Annotated in this window: 14 protein-coding genes, 1 pseudogene and 1 other annotated feature; of the genes and pseudogenes, 6 read left to right on the top strand and 9 right to left on the bottom strand. The window is 60.5% G+C overall.

Annotated features, from left to right (window positions below; translation table 11 throughout):
* Positions 1–114 (bottom strand) — a sequence feature (AL1L pseudoknot). This feature is flagged as partial in the annotation.
* Positions 1–392, bottom strand: a pseudogene (locus DFR29_RS09420) (transposase); the annotation flags it as partial. Its footprint overlaps the feature before it by 114 nt.
* A gap of 149 nt (positions 393–541) precedes the next feature.
* Here DFR29_RS09420 and DFR29_RS09415 point away from each other — a divergent pair.
* Both DFR29_RS09415 and DFR29_RS09410 read left to right on the top strand, forming a co-directional pair.
* Positions 542–1714, top strand: a complete 1173-nt coding sequence (locus DFR29_RS09415) for a coiled-coil domain-containing protein (RefSeq protein ID WP_133818321.1) — start codon at positions 542–544, stop codon at positions 1712–1714.
* A gap of 188 nt (positions 1715–1902) precedes the next feature.
* Positions 1903–2481: a hypothetical protein gene (locus tag DFR29_RS09410; protein WP_133818320.1), complete on the top strand. Its 579-nt coding sequence runs from the start codon at positions 1903–1905 to the stop codon at positions 2479–2481.
* A gap of 255 nt (positions 2482–2736) precedes the next feature.
* Here the strand turns inward: DFR29_RS09410 and DFR29_RS09405 are convergent, their stop codons facing one another.
* A complete protein-coding gene (locus DFR29_RS09405; protein ID WP_133818319.1) occupies positions 2737–3435 on the bottom strand; it encodes a hypothetical protein in 699 nt (232 codons plus the stop codon).
* Positions 3436–3813: 378 nt separating this feature from the next.
* The gene (locus DFR29_RS09400) at positions 3814–4284 is read right to left on the bottom strand and encodes a hypothetical protein (protein ID WP_133818318.1); all 471 of its coding nucleotides are present in this window, start codon (positions 4282–4284) and stop codon (positions 3814–3816) included.
* 471 nt (positions 4285–4755) lie between these two features.
* Here DFR29_RS09400 and DFR29_RS09395 point away from each other — a divergent pair, with 471 nt between their 5' ends.
* Positions 4756–5187 carry a contractile injection system protein, VgrG/Pvc8 family gene (locus tag DFR29_RS09395; protein WP_133818317.1) on the top strand — a complete coding sequence of 144 codons (432 nt, stop codon included), beginning with the start codon at positions 4756–4758 and terminating at the stop codon, positions 5185–5187.
* Positions 5188–5201: 14 nt separating this feature from the next.
* Positions 5202–5648 (top strand): hypothetical protein, encoded by a 447-nt coding sequence (locus tag DFR29_RS09390; protein WP_133818316.1) that lies wholly within the window; start codon positions 5202–5204, stop codon positions 5646–5648.
* Between the two features lie 201 nt (positions 5649–5849).
* Here the strand turns inward: DFR29_RS09390 and DFR29_RS09385 are convergent, their stop codons facing one another.
* The 4 genes from DFR29_RS09385 to DFR29_RS09370 form a co-directional block, all read right to left on the bottom strand.
* Positions 5850–6323, bottom strand: coding sequence for a hypothetical protein (locus DFR29_RS09385; RefSeq protein WP_133818315.1), 474 nt, complete (start codon positions 6321–6323; stop codon positions 5850–5852).
* Positions 6324–6853: 530 nt separating this feature from the next.
* A complete protein-coding gene (locus DFR29_RS09380; RefSeq protein ID WP_133818314.1) occupies positions 6854–7393 on the bottom strand; it encodes a DUF2867 domain-containing protein in 540 nt (179 codons plus the stop codon).
* Between the two features lie 210 nt (positions 7394–7603).
* A complete protein-coding gene (locus DFR29_RS09375) occupies positions 7604–8857 on the bottom strand; it encodes a hypothetical protein (RefSeq protein ID WP_133818313.1) in 1254 nt (417 codons plus the stop codon).
* A gap of 762 nt (positions 8858–9619) precedes the next feature.
* Positions 9620–10066 carry a hypothetical protein gene (locus tag DFR29_RS09370; protein ID WP_133818312.1) on the bottom strand — a complete coding sequence of 149 codons (447 nt, stop codon included), beginning with the start codon at positions 10064–10066 and terminating at the stop codon, positions 9620–9622.
* A gap of 803 nt (positions 10067–10869) precedes the next feature.
* Here DFR29_RS09370 and DFR29_RS09365 point away from each other — a divergent pair.
* Both DFR29_RS09365 and DFR29_RS09360 read left to right on the top strand, forming a co-directional pair.
* Complete coding sequence (locus DFR29_RS09365; protein WP_133818311.1) at positions 10870–11889, top strand: NADP-dependent oxidoreductase; 1020 nt, start codon at positions 10870–10872, stop codon at positions 11887–11889.
* A gap of 270 nt (positions 11890–12159) precedes the next feature.
* Positions 12160–13650, top strand: a complete 1491-nt coding sequence (locus DFR29_RS09360; RefSeq protein WP_133818310.1) for a hypothetical protein — start codon at positions 12160–12162, stop codon at positions 13648–13650.
* Positions 13651–13711: 61 nt separating this feature from the next.
* Here DFR29_RS09360 and DFR29_RS09355 read toward each other — a convergent pair whose 3' ends face one another.
* Both DFR29_RS09355 and DFR29_RS09350 read right to left on the bottom strand, forming a co-directional pair.
* A complete protein-coding gene (locus tag DFR29_RS09355; RefSeq protein WP_133818309.1) occupies positions 13712–14035 on the bottom strand; it encodes a hypothetical protein in 324 nt (107 codons plus the stop codon).
* A 269-nt stretch (positions 14036–14304) separates the two neighbouring features.
* The gene (locus DFR29_RS09350; protein WP_133818308.1) at positions 14305–14562 is read right to left on the bottom strand and encodes a hypothetical protein; all 258 of its coding nucleotides are present in this window, start codon (positions 14560–14562) and stop codon (positions 14305–14307) included.
* Positions 14563–14745: the final 183 nt, after the last annotated feature.

Raw genomic sequence — 14745 nt, 5'->3', positions numbered from 1 at the left:
GGCGATCGGCAACACCTTGCAGATCGGCTCGACCCCGTAGACGTTCCGGTTCTCGTCGATGAACCGCTTCATCACTTCGGTCGGCGGTCGAGCTCCGCCTGGGCAAAATACGCCGACGCCTTGCGCAGGATCTCGTTCGCCTGGCGCAGCTCGCGGTTCTCCCGTTCCAGCGCCTTGATGCGTTCCTGCTCGCTCGTCGTCGGGCCGGCTCGCTTGCCCTCGTCACGCTCGGCCTGACGCACCCAGCGTCGCAACGTCTCGTGCGTGCAGCCGATCTTTGCCGCGACCGAACCGATCGCCGACCATTGCGATGCGTGGCTGTCCTGCTGTTCCAGCACCAGCCGAACCGCACGCTCGCGCACTTCCTTCGGAAAATTTGCTGACTTGCTCATTGCTCCATCCTCTCAAGAGATGGAGTCTCCGGGGAAGCCGGGGCGGTTCACTGGCGGGCATATACACGGTTCTCGGGCACGCCAAAGGATTCAGTGTTGAGGATGCGTCTAAACGCGTTCAGTTTCTCGACAACGCGCGGCTAGAGGCGATGGCAGATCTAGAAGCCGCGAAACTTAAGCGAGATAACTATGTGTCGCCCGATGAAAAGGTCGTTGACCGCGCGGCGGAACTTCGCGCCAAGTTGCGTAACTCTGAAGCTTCACGCAACAAGGCTAAGGATCGGTTGGTTGAACTGAAATTGCAGCAGCAGGATTCGCGGCTATTTCTGGAGGAATTGAAGCGCCGCGTTAAGCATCTTGAAGAGTCACAAGTGGCCAGAGAAATCTTGGATGGACTCGAGTTCTCTGTGTGTCCAGCATGTCTCTCAGAAATAGACGGGGTGGCGCGTGGCGAACACTGCCATCTATGCAAACATGCTTTGCCGAAGCAGGATACGTCCAGCAATCTTCTTCGAATGAAGAACGAGCTAGCCATTCAGACAAAAGAATCTTCGCATCTAATGTCAAGTCGGGACGCTGAAATTGGTGAACTTGATCGTGAGCTGCCTCGCTTGGACAGCGAGGTAAAAAGACTAGAAAGCGAGTACCTCTCTATCGCTTTTAGCTGGTCTACTGAGGCGGAATTGGCAATTGAAGATGCGGCAAGAAATGTGGGTTCGCTTACGGAAGCGCTGAAACAAGCTCATGAACAGCAAGCGCTAGCTGGTGCAGTTACGGCTTTGCAGAAACAACGCGACGAGCTAGCGTCCGAGCAGGCAACGCTGAATGTTGTCATAGACGATTTGCTTGCTAGGCAAGAAAAAAGAAAGATTGCGGTGGCCTCTGCAATCGAAGATGAGCTAATAAGATTGCTCAAGCTGGATTTGCCCCGCCAGGAAGAATTTATTCACGCAAGAGAAGTAAGATTTGAATTTGCCGACAATAATGTTCTTGTCAATGGTGTTCGAAATTTTTCCGAAAGCTCTGCGGTGGTATTGCGGCATCTCTTTCACCTCGCGTTGCTTGGTGTGAGCACAAGAGATTCGCAGATGCGCGTGCCGAGATTCATAATGCTTGACGGGGTTGATGATGGTGGACTAGAGCCGGAGCGGAGCCGTCGTCTTCAGAGCATCATTGCGGACGAAAGCGCGTCGTACTTAGTCGAGCATCAGATAATATTCGCCACTTCCAAGCCGAGGGGCGACGATGGTCTTCATTCCGCCAATGAGGTCGGTCGCTACTTTACGCAGCATTCCCGGGCATTAAATACCGCAGATATCTAGTACCGCCAGGCGCTTGGCATGTAGACGCCCGCTTAGGTCTACCAATTAGCGGCGTGACCTGTGCAGAAACGGCTGGGTCATTGCAGCAGGCGCGAGTGACGCAGCGGCGGGATCTGCGTGCCCTGTCGAGATTTTTGACGGAGGAGTCGGCGTCGGAATACTTAACTCAATTCAGGAAATTGGCGACTATGAACATTGATAACATCATGGCGATACTCGGGGGCGCTGGCTTTACAGCCATCGGCGCTAGCGTTCTGGTAAAAATTCTCGTGGAAAAGGGGATTGAGTCCGCCATTAAGCACAACTTTGACAGGCATCTTGAAACTTACAAGTCAGAACTTACGAGAGAGATCGAGCGGTTGAAGTTGTCGCTGAAGAACTCAGAAGTTTTTTTTTCCAGGCAGTTTGCCGCACTGACAGAGCTTAGAAAAATGTCGAGATCAATGCTTCCCCGTAAGAGAAATCCGGATATGGACTTTTATGAAGCCTGCTGGGAAGTTGCAACTGAATTCTCGAGACATGCGGATAGTCTTGATGAATTCCTCTACAAATACGAACCTGTGCTACCAACAGAAATACTCAAGCAAATTGAGAGTGCGGCAGCTCTGGCAAATGATGGATCATTCGAGTTCCATCTCACCGATAGCAACGAGCCTATGGTCACTGACAACGGGATAAAGATCGCTGAGCAGCTCTACGATTTGGTTCGTGACGCATCACTCGAACTCCAGAAGACCGTGGATTCGCAAGTTGACGGACGCAAATAACGGTCCAACCTGACTCCCGAAAAACGGGCGTTGCCGAAAACTGGCCAGGTGGACTTGCCCCGGTTAGTTGCTGACGCGGTCAGAAGCTAGCGTACCCACTGCGGAGAACCCAAATGGCGCTGACTCAACGCCAATTCGTTGACCCAAAAAAACAAAGCCGGCTCGCAATGCCAAGAAACCTCTGATAAACCTTGCGCTGGAGCCCCCGTTGCCGCTGACATCGCCCACGAATTAAACCCTTACCCAGTTTGTCGGTCAGTCAGGTGGGTCGGGTTCATAAACATACGGGCCGATAGCGTCCGCTACGTCATAGCCGCGCTGCGTTAGCTGAAACACCTCTCCTTTGCCGCTTCTATCTTCGACTAGTGCGTTGTCGAACAGCTCTTTCAAGGCAGATCGCCAATTGGCTTCTTCCCGCGGATCAGAACCCTCTCCAACAAGAGTTGTTCCTGAAGCTTCGATGGTGAGGCCGCCGAGTGTTGAGAACATTACAACCGTCCCTTCATGTCCTTCTGATGCAAACCTGAGTAGATCCTCAGCGCTGCTCGAAAGCTTTAGAGGTGGAGGGCGTTGTGACACGGAAGGTATGCCGAATCTATCGGCCTCATTTCTTTGGAACTGACGAATTATTGTCAGAGCAAGATGCTGTGTGAGCATTTCGCGAAAGGCTGACTTCGTCCCATACTCGGCTATTAGCCCTCGACGCTTGCATTCGTTCTTGAACTCATTCAGCGCGATGTATTGTTCGGGATCAATGCTATCTAACCTAACTGGTTCAGAAGAAAAATAGATCATTGCTGGCTTCAAGGCAGCAAGGTGTTCCTCGATTTCCTGTACTGTGCCACTGGCGGCGGATGCAGTCCGGCTGCCGAGCCTTGTCCAAAATACGGCTATAAGAAGATCACAATCTTTTAGTATTTGTTTGGAAATCAGATCCTGAGGATGGCCGTGCATTTCCGGAGACGAGTCGTTTTCTCAGCCAATCGGCATGAGCACAGTCGAACGATCAATGGCATTTACAGCATTCCAATCCTGAATCACCTTTCGTATTATTTCGCGTTCGGCCAAAACGTCGCCGGGTGATGCGATCATTACGCGAATCAATTTGGCGTCAATCGGCATTGGCTTGGCCCCATGTGATTCGGGATAACGGGGTCAGGTTAACTTACCGGGCCTTGCGTCGGTCCCAAGAAGCGGTTTCCATCCATGCCCAGGTGTCGAAACGCCGGGAGAGCCTGGCCCTGGGCCAGGCTCGTTTTACCGTTCAGGGGAAGGGCAAAGCAGCCCCGTGCCGGCCCTGTCTTGCCAGGTCCTGGCAGCGGGCGCGGGGCTTCAGGTTTCCGTACCCTCGTCCTTGGCTGCCTTGCGCCGCCGGAATCGTACCGACAGCTCCTTGCGCAGGCTGTCCAGTCCCTGGCTTTTCCCCGCCACGTCCAGCAGCGCATAGCCTTCGGATACTAGCGACATGATGTCGCTGCCCAGCGCGGCTTCCGTATCTTCGCCGCGCTCGGACAGGCGTTGCAGGCGGTCGAGTCGCGGCGCCAGCGTATCCAGCGTGGCCAGGTCTTGCAGGCCGCCAGCCAGGTTGACGCTGGCCGGAATCACTTGCGGGTTTTGCGACATCACGCTGAGCGTCTTGCGGCAGTACGGCTCGGAAACCGAGCCCATGTGCCGCAGCGAGCGGCGTTCGTCGGGCGTCAGGGATATGAAACCCTGGCACAGGGTTTCGAGTTGGTCCAGGGCTGCGTCGAAGGCGGCGAGTTGTTCGGCTGTGAACACCAGGTCGACAAGATTTTGCGTCATGAAAGAACTCCTCAATGTGGACAGATAGCGCTGCCGTTGTGGGCGGCGTCGCGCTGGGCCGTTGCAGCGTTTGAATATCTGTTGCAAACGATGCAAAAGAAGTTTTCCAGAAAAGAACCGCGCTGCCTTGAATCTGTGCGCCTGAGTATCGAAAAACCCCCGTATCCATTGAGGGAAATCCGCCAGACGCGCGCGAATCGTTGTCGGCTTGCGCGCGTGCGTCGGCCGCGGCGGTCCTGTCAGTCCCCGCGCTGTCCGGGGTGGCTGGACGATGCCAGTTCGTCAGTTCAGTGAGAGGGATGCCGCGCTGGCGACACACATGCCTAGGCCATCTGCCAGGGTATGGTCATCGTTTCATTGTTGCAAAAAATATCTGTTAGTCTTTGATGCATTATTAAACTATTCCATGCGCGGCGGTATTGTCTTGCGCTGCGTGGGTGAGATGGCCTGCATCTGCCGAGGGGTTTCGCCATGAATCGCACCCTGAACGTCACTACGCCGCTTGGCCCCGAGCGTTTGCGCTTCGACATGTTGCAGGGGCGCGAAGCGCTTTCCGCGTTGTTCGACTTGCAGCTCACGCTGAAAAGCGAGGAGAAAGGCGTTTCCGCCGACGATCTGCTGGGCCAGTCGATCAGCGTGGATTTCGAGCTGGACGGCGGTGCCCGGCGCCATCTGAACGGCCAATGCGTACATTTCCGCTCGGCAGGCCGTCGCGGTAAGCAGCATCTGTACATTGCGAACCTGCGCCCCTGTCGTGCTGCGTTCTACCTACGACATGTATCGCGCGGACGCGGAAGGCTGTCTGTTGCTGGCCGAACAGCAGATCCGACCAAATACAATGAAGCAATGTTGGAAATGCTCGAATATTTCAAGTGCCTTCAAAAGAACGGTCTACTGCCGTAGGGGAAATCTGACGCATGACTAACTATGTGATTACTCCTTATGAAGGTGTCGGGCCACTCAAGTTCGGAATGGGGCGTGATGAAATCAAGGGCTTGGTGGGAAACGCAGACCATGTCGGTGAAGACAGAGAGGAAAAAACACTGACCGAATATCGGTTCGGGAACTCTCTGCAGCTGGTTTACGACCTGGCAACCGTGCGGCTCGTTTGCATAAGCCTCTACCGCCCTCTGACGGAAATTTCAGTGGATGGAATTCAGCTTGAGTGGAGTGAAAGTGAAACGTGGCTGGAACGACTGAAGAAGCTCGATGCAGACCCGAGATTCACCTACGGAATAACCGTGCTTTTCAAGTTCGGGATTTCCGCCGCTGGCCTTCAGCATGACGAAAATGGTGGGAAATCGGTGACTGCATTCGCGAGGGGGCAATGGGATTCTGACAGCCCAGATTTGCTGCCTGCATGACTGGGCGTTCGAAACGCTCTGCATGAATCTCCAGTCCCTAGACCGTCTTCCACGGTGTTCGCTGCGCTCGACGCAGCGGCGGACCGTGTCCGGGTCCGCCGCTGCAGTCGGGACGCCACGCACGCCTTGACGGCGCGACGTGACGCGAAGGGGGAAAGGCGGCTTGGTGAGAGGAGGAGCGCCGCCGTCGGCGTGGCGTTGTCAGTGAGCGGGGTAGGCGGCGTGCGTTTCGTTCGCCTCTTCGAAGTTCTCCTCGAACGAACTGAGGAAGATTTCGTCCGGCGGAATACGGTCGACGGTGAATTCGAGGTACTGGTCGCCGAAGAACGTGCCGCCGGCGATGGCGCTGCCGTCGGGCAGCACGTGCATCATGGTGGCGCCGAAGCCGCCGGGCAGGATGGTGCCGTTGAAACCGTCGGTCTTCATTTCAAAATCGAACGTGCCGGTGCCGGACCAGCCCATCTCGGTGCCTTCGATGAAGATGGACGGCGAGGTTCCGGTGGTCGGGAGCGCGAAGTCGAAGTGGAAGTGTGCCGCGTCGAGGCCGGCCGGTACGCGGTAATCCTTGAGCACGAGCTTGGTGCCGAGGATGGTGCCTTCGGTCGGGCCGAGGTCAGAGCCGAACCAGCCGTAGCGGTAGGAATAGGCGGCGTCGTCGAAGAATTCGTAGCGCACAGTGACGATTTCGGCGGAAGCGGCGCCGCTGGTCAGGGCGAGCAGCGCGGCGAGTAGATGGCGGTTGATGGAATACTCCGTCGGGTTGGGGGAGCACGATTGTAGACAGGGGCAGGTTTACTCTCGCCCTGCCATAAGACCTGCACGCCTGCGAAAACCAACACACAAAAAACGCGGAGTGCTCGAGTCGCCCGGTGGAAATTTCGCGGTGTGTGTGACGCGACTCTCGACGTGCTCTGCGTGAATTTCCAGTCCCTGTACTCGCGCCTTGCTTGCGATGAAAACGGTTTCAATGAGCTGCCGATGCTGTTCATGCCGATGGCTGGGCGGCAGCGGCATTGCCAACGACAACGATGCCGCGTGGTTTCTGACGGCGGTGTATGAGCGGTGCGTGTTGACCGATCAACTGATCCGTGCGGCGTGCAGGCTAGGACATGGCTGCGCGTTGCCGTTCGCCTGCCAGCCGGTCTGTCGAGAATTTTCAGCCCTGCTGCATGCGCGGCAAAAGCCCGCATCCATCGCAGACGGGTCTATGCCGCCGTAGGCCAGCCCGCGCGCGCTGCCTGGCGCAGCGACGCGCGCACGATGCGCCGGTGAAACGGCGCGATCAGGAAAAGATAGACGCGGCCGAGCCGGTTGCGGCAGTGCACCACGGTCGAGACGGTGAGCCGTCGCGTGGCCGCCGGCGCCGATTCCTGCGAGCACAGCACCGAAAGGCGGAAGTCGAGGTGGCTGTCGTCTTCGCCCAGCAGAATTTCGGTGGGCTTGCGGCGGTAGATGCGGAACAGGCCGACGCGCTGCTTCATCGCAACCGCATCGAGCGCCTGCAGCTGGCGCGCGGTCTTCAGGCCGAACACGGCAACCAGCGCATCGCGCAGGTGCATCAGCCAGCCGGCCCAGCGCGGCGATCGCGAGAAGATGAAACGCGCCAGCACCTCGGGATCGTTCGATGCATCGCGCGGCAGCTCGACGGCGTAGGCGTCGGCCAGGTCGGTGGTCGCATAAAAATTGACAACGTACGATTGTGCAGGAATATCCACGGTGGTGACGCGGTCTGACGAAGCACGCATGGCGGTGTCCTGGGCGACCGCTGTCGAGCGGTGTACTGCAGGATACCGCTGTGCCGGCGGCGGTAACTGCTGGCGCGCCGCCAATCGGTGCGGCTTAAGGTCGCGGTGCGCGCGCAGGCGGATGCTTCGCACATGCGCTCGCCGGTGAATGCAAGAAAAAGGGCGCGGATGTCATCCGCGCCCTTTGTTATCTGCTGCTGTTGCTGGCGTTTACTGCGGCGGTACGGTCAATGCTTCCGGCACGATAGGGAAGCGCGCGCTGCCGTCTACCTGTACGCCGAGGTTGAACTCGACCACGGTGCTGGCGCCGTTGGCCAGCGGAGCCGTCGTGGTGATGATGCCTTCGGCCACGCTGGAGTTCAGGCCGCCGCCGGATGCCTGCGCCGCCGGGGTCTGTACGTTCAGTGCCTGCGAAGACACGGTCGTGGTGTCGGTCAGGGTGATGGTCTGTGCCGGCGAATTGAGCAGGCGGTAGTCGCCGGCTGCGGCCGCACCGCCGGTCAGGGTCGGAATCTTGATCACGCGGTAGCGCAGGGCGACGATGGGCAGGCCGGTGTTGTTGGTGAAGCGGCGGCGCAGCTTGAGCGTGCCGGCGGCGCCGTTGGCCACGGCCGTCGGATCGCGTACCTGGTTAGGCGCGGTGACGGAGTTCACCAGCGGGTCGATCAGGCTGACCGCGATATCGCCACTGTGGATAATGGGCGAACTGATCGTTGTATACGCCGTCGCGGTCGTGCCGCGTTCCGTGCCGGGCGCGCCCAGTACCGAGGCTACGCCGCTGAGGGTGGCGCCGGTGGTGGATACCAGCACGAAGTCGGCTGCGTTGTCGCCGGTGTCCTGCGGTCCGCTGCTGCTGTAGCGGCGCACCCAGCTGTGCTGGCCAGCCGCGGTGACGCCGGCGGCCGGGGCAAGGCCGCTGCCTTCCTTGTAGTTGGCATTGGTCACCGAGCTGTAGCCGACCGAATCGAGCCGGTTTGGCGTCAGTGCGGCGGCGGTGCTGAATACCGCCAGGCCGACGTCGTCGGGCAGGAAGCCCACGGCTGCCGAAGCGGGGTTGACCGAAATGTTGGCCGAGCCGCTGGCGGTGATGCCGGTGCCGGTCGGGTAGGTGGACAGGCTATAGGTGTTGCCTGCCGGTGCCGGCGTGGTCGGCTGGCTGCTGATGAGGAAACGGCCGCGCGGCGGCAGGGCGAGCGGGCCGCCCGTGGACAGGGTCTGCGGAAGCACCAGGAATGTCGTTTCCGTCGCGCCCTGGGCACCGGCGATGCGCCAGCCGGCGCCGGTCGGGCTGGTGGGGTCGGCACCGGGCAGGGCGTCGATCACGGTGATGTTGTTGTCGGTGTTGTTGTACAGCTCGATGAATTCGTCGGCCGAGCCGTCCGAGCCCGGCGGCGTAGTGCCTTCGCCCCGGGTGCGGAATTCGCTGACCAGGATGTCGCCGGCACCCGGTGCGGGCGGACGCACATCGAAGCTGATCGTCCAGCCGCCGGAGAGATGCTGCCGCCGTCGAGGTTGGCGTCGTCGATGATGTAGAGGTTCCAGGTGCCGTTCGGCGCGTCGCCGTTGAAGGCCGACAAGGTATACGTATACGGCGCGGCCGGGGCCGGGGCCGGAAACAGGTCGGTAGTGCCGGAGTTGGCCGGCCGGTAGCTGCCGGTGACGAAGGGCACGCCGGTGTTGCCGGTCACGGTCGAGGGCACCGGGCGGGCGGCGTAGTCGTCCAGGCCCAGGTTGATGTTGCTGACGCCGCGCGAGCCTGCGCCGAAGTCGGACATGAGCACGCTCTTGCGGCCCGAGGGCGATACCAGCAGGAAATCGGTATCGGCCGGGAAGGCATGGCTGAAGCCATTGATGGTGACCGACACGCGCTCGACCACGCCAGTCTCGCCGGCGACGGCGATCGGCGACGGGTATAGCGACGCCGCCTGGCCCGAGGCCGGGCAGGGGTTCGGGCAGTCGGTGATGGTGATGGCAGTGGCATTGGTATACGAGGTGCCGCCGCGCGGGCGCACCGCGGGCGGGGCCGGCGGCGCGGCGGTCTGGCCGCTGCTGGAACGGCTGTTGAGCACGAGCTGCGGCTCGCTGGAAATATCCGGCGTTTTGGCGGCGGCAGAAGATGCCGCCAGCACCAGCGTGAACGCGCTGAGAACTAGGCTAGGACGCATTGCTGACTCCCGATCTGTCGATGATGGCGGGCCGCCGCACAGGGCTGGCGGCGCTCCTGATTCAGTCCACGCTGAACTGCTGCAGCGACACCGGCGTGCCGGTGAAATCGATGCACCAGCCGTTGGCGATGGAGCCTGCGTCACCGGTGGCGAAGTCGACGGCGCACAGATTCCAGGTGCCGTTGGATGTGGTTCCGCCGAACACGCTGGCGAAGGTCGCCGTGCCGCCGCCGGACGGGCCGGGGTTGGAGTACGTAGTGCCAGGGCCGGGCGCCGGATAGGTGTCCGTGCCCAGGTAATTGGTGGGCTTGAAACTGCCGGAGGTCCAGGCAGTCAGATCGGGCAGCGGGCCGCTGGCCGTGTCGCTGAAGGAATAACTCACGCCGCTGACGGGAGCGGCATCGCCGGCGCTGGACTGCAGCAGCAGTGCCTGGCCGGCGGGTCCGACCAGTACCAGGCCGACATCGTCGGGGAAGGCATGGCTGAAGCCGAACAGGGAAACCGTCACGCCGGTGATCCTGCCCGGTGCGCCGGTCACGGTAATGGCCGACGGTTAAAGGCTGGCGGTAGCGTTGTCGGTGATGGTGATGGGGTTTGCATTGCAGAAGCCGGCTACTCCTGCCGAGGCCGCACCGGACAGGCACAGCAGGCAAAGACCGGACACAAACTTGCTGATGTGCATAAATCCACCTTTTGGGTCGAAACGACGGGCAGGTTGATGGTAGCGGGTGCAAAAACCGTGGCTTCCCCGGCATGCCTGGTCCGTCCCAGGGTACGCAGGCGAATTGGTATTCCGCGCTCATTGGAACAAGGTCAACCGGGTTTTTACTCAGCCCAGGGCCGAAATTGGCTCGCGAGAGCTGGCAATTGGGCAAAACGCGAAAAGCGGCTGAAAACCGACACTTGGGGTAGCTGTTGTGCATCCTGGGCGAAATCCGCTGAAGCGCGGCGCCGAAAACCGGTCCAGGCCGGGGCTCGCTGCGGCGGGGTTTCACCTGCTACAAGGCGTCGACTTGTCGAATGGGCGGCAAATGATTTTTCTGGATGTTTATATCCCTGGCAATCGATATTCGTTGCGCGGCCGAGTCGCGCCCGGCAGGGAGCGACACCCCAAGTCCATAGGGGCAGATTGGCCCCTGAGTCGGCTTTGGAGACCGGCAACGGTCCTGTCGTTTGGCGTGATCGGGACGAACCACAATCCGATGGCGAGACAACGGCTTCGCAACTCCGGCGCACTTTTTTGCGGCGGAACCCCCGCGGGATCTGGCGGCATAATCGGGCCTGACGTTACGCGTTTGGAAGGAGTCGGCATTGGAAGCGTGGTTCATTCGTTCCTACGGTGGGCAGCAGGTTCTTGAGTTTGGCGACGTTGCGGAGCCGGTGGTCGGCCCACGCGACGTGTTGGTCGATATCCGGGCCGCCAGTGTGAACCCTATCGACATCCGGGTGCGCCGAGGGGAATTGCGACGCCTGCTCGACTACAGGTTTCCGCTGGTGATGGGTACCGACCTGGCCGGTGTCGTCATCGCGACAGGTTGCGACGTGCGCGGCTTTTCTGTCGGCAATGAGGTCTTTGCGCGACCGAACCGGCAGCGGATCGGATCGTTCGCAGAGCGAATTGCCGTACATGAGGACGAAGTTGCACTGAAGCCAAAAAGCCTCACGTTCGAGGAAGCGGCGTCCATTCCGTTGGTCGGGCTCACGTCGCGACAAGCCATGATCGATCTTGCCAACCTCAAGCCGGGTCAAAAAGTGCTTATTCATGCGGGGGCGGGTGGGGTCGGAACGTTTGCCGTGCAACTGGCCAAACATCTGGGTGCCTATGTCGCGACTACGGCGAGCGCGGCAAAGCATGAACTGGTGCGGTCGTTGGGTGCGGACGAAGTCATCGACTACAGAAGCCAGAACTTTGCACAAATTATCAACGGCTATGACATGGTCTTGGATACCTTGGGCGGAGACGCGTTGATCAGGTCATTCGATGTTCTGCAGCGAGGGGGAATCGTCGTGTCCGTTGCCGGCCCTCCCGACATTGAAATGACGCGCGACTGGCCTCTGCCCTTCTACGTGCGGCTCGCGATACGCGCCATGAGCTGGCGGGTCCGCCGTCTGGCCAAACAGCGCCAGTGCCGCTATCGCTTCATGCTCATGCGGCCGAGTGGAATGCAACTGGCCGAAATTGCGGCGCTCATCGATGCAAGTGTTATCCGCCCGGTCATCGACCGGATCTATCCGTTCGATGATGTCGGCGCAGCGATTGCCTATTCTGAAACCGGGCGGGCAACCGGAAAGATCGTTGTCAGTCGAAGACATTCGCCGTCACCTGAGTGAGTTCGGAAAGGCAGCGGTGTATACACCCGGCAGACGCGGCGATGGCCGATGCTGGACGGCTGATTTCCCGACTGGCCTCCCGCGGAGCAGACGCAGACTGGCGGCGTTTTTTCTCGCCCCGGCAGTGGCTGCAACGGCCACGTGCTGCGGGTGGTGCGATTCAGGCGATGGATAGCGAACGGGCGACGCGGCGTATACCGGCGTGCGCGCTCTTGGGGGGAACGACCGCAAAAGGCGTCTCCACCGACAGAATCTGTCAGGGAATGCGCAATGAAAATTTCCTCGCTCGCCGGGCTGCTGGCGCTGTCCGCTGCGTCGATGCCTGCTTCGGCCATGTTCGTCAATTCGCAGGGAACCGGCCAGCTGCTGCTGTTTCCGTATTACACGGTGCATAACGGCCAGAGCACCATCCTGCGGCTGCACAACGGTACGCCGCGCGCGAAGTCGTTGAGGGTGCAGTTGCGTGAGTCGTATAACGGCCGCGATACGCTGGATTTCGCGCTGTTTCTCGGTCCGTACGACAGCTGGACCGGTTCTGTCGTTTCTGTCGGCGAGTCCGTGCCGGCGCAGTTGCGCACGCGCGATACCAGCTGTACCGCGCCGGACAAGCCGGAATGGACGATGCAGCCGGACGGCGGCTGGTCCGCAGACCTGATGACCTTCTATTTCGACAACGACATGGCCGACACGGGGCCGACGCTGCCATCGCGCACGCACGAAGGCTATGTGCAGGTGTTCGAACTGGCTGAGTTGGCCGGACCGCTGGCCGACGCGGTCGACAGCAACGGTCCGCGCAATTGTCCCCTCGTGCGCGATGTGGATCCGATCAATCCGAACCTGCTGCGGCCTGGCGGCGGCCTGTCCGGCGACTTCGCTATCGTCGATGTTGCGGCCGGCACGCTGCTGGGCGGCAGCGCCACGGCCATCGACGATTTCTCGCGGAGTCCGCTGTATTCGCAAACCGACATCGTTCAGAACTATCTGCGCCTGGGCAACAGCGGCCCTGAGCAGCCGGTCAAGGCCTCTGTGCTGCTCGATGGCAGCTGGCGCGAGCTGCTGTTTTCACTGCGGGATCCCTTCCGCGCGATCGACGCCGTGTCCGCCGTGCTGGCAACCGATGCTGTCGCCGGTGAAGTCCTGCACGAACCGGAAACGGGCAGCTTCACCGAATGGGTGCTGACAGCGCCGTCGAAGCCGTATCACGCCGATACGCTGTACCTGGGCTGGAGTAGCTGGACGACGCCAGAGCCCGCGGTGCCGCCGTACGAGCAGCTGTTCGGCGGCACGGTCTATGCGGCCTCCTGTGCGCAATTCGATGCCAATGCCTGGGATACGGAAGGTAGCCCGGTATCGTTGCGGCCAGACGTGCCGCCCGAAACCGGCGAAAGCCCGTCCCGCGTGTTGCCGGAATTCTCGCTCTGCGGCGTCACCGACGTGGTCTATTTCGGACCAGCGCCGGCCAGCGGCAGGACGCCGGTGCTCGGTTCGCCGCGTGGTGTCCGCGTGTGGAATCCGCAACCGGGTTTCGAGGCCGGCACGGTGCAGCTCAGCTTTGCGCGCAACACGGCAGGCGCTCCGCGCCTGCTGCGGCCGGACCTCAACGGCGTGCGCCTGCGTGGGCTGCCGCTGATCGGCTTCGCCGCAACAAAGTATATAAATACGAACATTTCGCCCGGTGTTCTGGCGAATCATGTCTACGCCCAGTCGCTGGTCCGGAGCACAACCTGCGGCGATGCCCAGGGAAACACCGGTTGTCCGTAGGCGCACGGACTCGAGCGGCTACTGCCGCATGACGACATCGATGCGAAGTCTGAAGGCGGTGTCAGGCCAGGGGCAGCACGCCATTGACGACGGTCCAGACGACAACGGCGATCTGCAGCGCGAAGTAGATCATCATTCCATCGGACAAGCGGCTCAGCGTCGCATCGCCCAGCGGACGATGCTGACGTAGCGCAATGAACCTGAGCGTAGCATTCGCCGTTCTGGGGGTGTTGTGCAGAAACAGGCTGGGTTTTCCCATGCTCTCGTAGGTGTCGGGGTGTTTCCTCTCCAGTCGCTTGAGCAGGATATGGATCAGGAAAAACCAGACTAGCACCATGCCGCCCAGAACAAAGGCGATGGGGTGAGCGACGGCGGTGGGGTTCATAGTGACCTGATGGATGAAAGGGCGGCGGCCCGCGCAGCGGTGCCGTGTTGTACCCGGCGACCGCATCCCACGTCGAACAGGGACGCGGGATGCGGCAGCGGAATCTGGCAACGGGCGATCGAATCATCCGGTACGCGCAAGGCTGTGCGGTTGCCGAAAAGGTGGCTGCTGCGACAGCGCTCACGCGACCAGTTCAGCAAGACGGCCCGCCGTGCACCGACGTAGCCACCTGGCTGGGCTGCAGATCGGTACCTGTTGTGTCGGCGCGACTAGCCAACATTGCCGTGATCGCGGGCGATGCACTGTTCGTACTGATTGGCGAGCACCGAGTAGACGCCAAACGCGAAGGAGCAGTCCTGCAACTGCCCTTCGTAGGGATCTGCGTAGCAGATGGCCTGCATATGGTGGTCTGCACCTTCCATGGCATGTCGTTCGCCGACACATTGTGCTGCGAAGGCCGCATTCGAAGAAAGCCCCGCCAGCAAGGCAGCACAGAAATACATTATGGAGCGTGTGGTATTTTTCACTATTTTATCTCCTGGGTGGATTGTCCGAAAAGAGCGCTGCCGGCTCGGACGGAATACCGTTGCGGCTTTCCTTGTCCTCGCTCCGACAACTCCCGCGTCGTCGACGCAGGACGAGTAGGCCAATCCGCTGGTCGACGGGTCAACGGCGATGGGATGAGCGAACAGGAAACAGGAGTGAAGTGC

The sequence above is a fragment of the Tahibacter aquaticus genome, assembly GCF_004363655.1.
GTDB classification, from domain to species: Bacteria; Pseudomonadota; Gammaproteobacteria; order Xanthomonadales; family Rhodanobacteraceae; genus Tahibacter; species Tahibacter aquaticus.
Note: the sequence above shows the minus strand (reverse complement) of the source record. Positions and strands in the feature narration are given on the sequence as shown.

Coding starts and splice junctions, on each gene's coding strand:
- DFR29_RS09415 (WP_133818321.1), top strand. CDS start 542: ATGGCAGATCTAGAAGCCGCGAAACTTAAGCGAGATAACTATGTGTCG.
- DFR29_RS09410 (WP_133818320.1), top strand. CDS start 1,903: ATGAACATTGATAACATCATGGCGATACTCGGGGGCGCTGGCTTTACA.
- DFR29_RS09405 (WP_133818319.1), bottom strand. CDS start 3,435: ATGCACGGCCATCCTCAGGATCTGATTTCCAAACAAATACTAAAAGAT.
- DFR29_RS09400 (WP_133818318.1), bottom strand. CDS start 4,284: ATGACGCAAAATCTTGTCGACCTGGTGTTCACAGCCGAACAACTCGCC.
- DFR29_RS09395 (WP_133818317.1), top strand. CDS start 4,756: ATGAATCGCACCCTGAACGTCACTACGCCGCTTGGCCCCGAGCGTTTG.
- DFR29_RS09390 (WP_133818316.1), top strand. CDS start 5,202: ATGACTAACTATGTGATTACTCCTTATGAAGGTGTCGGGCCACTCAAG.
- DFR29_RS09380 (WP_133818314.1), bottom strand. CDS start 7,393: ATGCGTGCTTCGTCAGACCGCGTCACCACCGTGGATATTCCTGCACAA.
- DFR29_RS09360 (WP_133818310.1), top strand. CDS start 12,160: ATGAAAATTTCCTCGCTCGCCGGGCTGCTGGCGCTGTCCGCTGCGTCG.
- DFR29_RS09355 (WP_133818309.1), bottom strand. CDS start 14,035: ATGAACCCCACCGCCGTCGCTCACCCCATCGCCTTTGTTCTGGGCGGC.